This is a genomic window from Streptococcus parasanguinis (assembly GCF_016648855.1).
GTDB lineage: Bacteria > Bacillota > Bacilli > Lactobacillales > Streptococcaceae > Streptococcus > Streptococcus parasanguinis_L.
The window spans coordinates 115601-117241 of the sequence record NZ_JACLQU010000005.1 but is presented as its reverse complement, the minus strand read 5'-3'; the positions used below and the strand labels follow the sequence as shown (position 1 = coordinate 117241).

2 protein-coding genes are annotated in these 1641 nt (G+C 42.5%); one reads left to right on the top strand and one right to left on the bottom strand.

From position 1 onward, the window contains the following. Window positions 1-50: 50 nt before the first annotated feature. Window positions 51-743 (bottom strand): hypothetical protein, encoded by a 693-nt coding sequence (locus H7T92_RS10535; protein WP_201037233.1) that lies wholly within the window; start codon window positions 741-743, stop codon window positions 51-53. Between H7T92_RS10535 and H7T92_RS10420 the strand changes: the two genes are divergently transcribed. Continuing rightward, a partial coding sequence (locus H7T92_RS10420; protein ID WP_311638113.1) for a MucBP domain-containing protein occupies window positions 682-1641 on the top strand: 960 nt, incomplete at its 3' end. The genes H7T92_RS10535 and H7T92_RS10420 overlap by 62 nt on opposite strands.

The following is a 1641-nucleotide window of genomic DNA, read 5'->3' as shown; positions in this document are numbered from 1 at the left end:
TCAGCATCATTGAGCACATCGGCTTCAGCATCAGCTTCTGTATCAGCAAGTCAATCAGCATCATTGAGCACATCGGCATCTGAATCAGCATCAGTATCTGCGAGCCAATCAGCATCATTGAGCACATCAGCGTCAGCATCAGCATCAGTATCTGCGAGCCAATCAGCATCATTGAGCGAATCAGCTTCTGCATCTGAATCTGCATCGCAATCTATTTCAGAATCACAATCAGCTTCAACAAGCCAATCAGTTTCTGAATCAACATCAGCGTCTGAGTCAGCATCAGAATCAGCATCAACATCAACGTCTGAATCTGTTTCAGCATCTGAGTCAGCGTCAGCATCATTGAGCGCATCAGCTTCTGAGTCAGCATCAGTATCAGCAAGCCAATCAGCATCATTGAGCACATCAGCGTCTGAATCAGCATCAGTATCTGCGAGCCAATCAGCATCATTGAGCACATCGGCGTCTGAATCAGCATCAGTATCTGCGAGCCAATCAGCATCATTGAGCACATCGGCTTCAGCATCAGCATCTACTTCAGCAAGCCAATCAGCATCATTGAGCACATCAGCATCAGTATCAGCATCTGAATCAGCATCTGCATCTGAATCAGTATCAGCGTCATTAAGCGCATCAGCGTCTGAGTCAGCATCAGTATCTGCGAGCCAATCAGCATCATTGAGCACATCGGCTTCAGCATCAGCTTCTGTATCAGCGAGCCAATCAGCATCATTGAGCACATCAGCATCTGAATCAGCAAGCGTATCTGCAAGTCAATCAGCATCATTGAGCACATCAGCATCTGAGTCAGCTTCTGTATCAGCTAGTCAATCAGCATCATTGAGCACATCAGCTTCAACATCACTTTCTACATCTGTATCACAATCAGCATCTAACTCTTCATCAAATTCTGAAAGTGAAAAACCTCAAGGTGAAGTTATTATTACTTATATCCGTGAGAATGATGGTAAGGAAATTAAAGTCCAACGTCAAGATACTCCTAAGTCAGACTACAACACGCCTTATGACACTACTGAGAACGATGAACAACCTAAGTACATTGAGTTTGAAGGTAAGAAATACGAACGTGTACCGGCTGGTGATTATCCGGTAGGTAAAGTTGATAGTGAAGGACATCTTGAAACTTCTGATCCAATCAAAGGTAAAGTAGAAAAACCAGTTTCTAAGATTACTTATGTTTATAAAGAGGTTAAAGAAGATCCAACGAAACCTAAAGAAGGTGACGTCATCATCACTTACGTAGACGAAAATGGTAAAGAAATTCAAAAACCTCGTCAAGACACACCAAACTCACCATATGACACACCATATAACACAACTGAGGAAGGTGAAAAACCTAACACTATCAAGACTCCAGACGGTAAGACTTACAAGATCGTGCCGAAAGGTGACTACCCAGTAGGTAAAGTTGATGGCGATGGACACTTGGAATCATCTGATCCAATTAAAGGTAAAGTTGATAAACCACGTTCAATCATCACTTACGTCTACAAAGAAGTGAAAGAAGAGCCAACTCAACCTAAGGGTAGCGTATACGTACACTACAAAGATACTGAAGGTAACACAATTAAACAATCAGTAACAGATGAGTTAGACCAACCAGTAGGTAAAGACTAC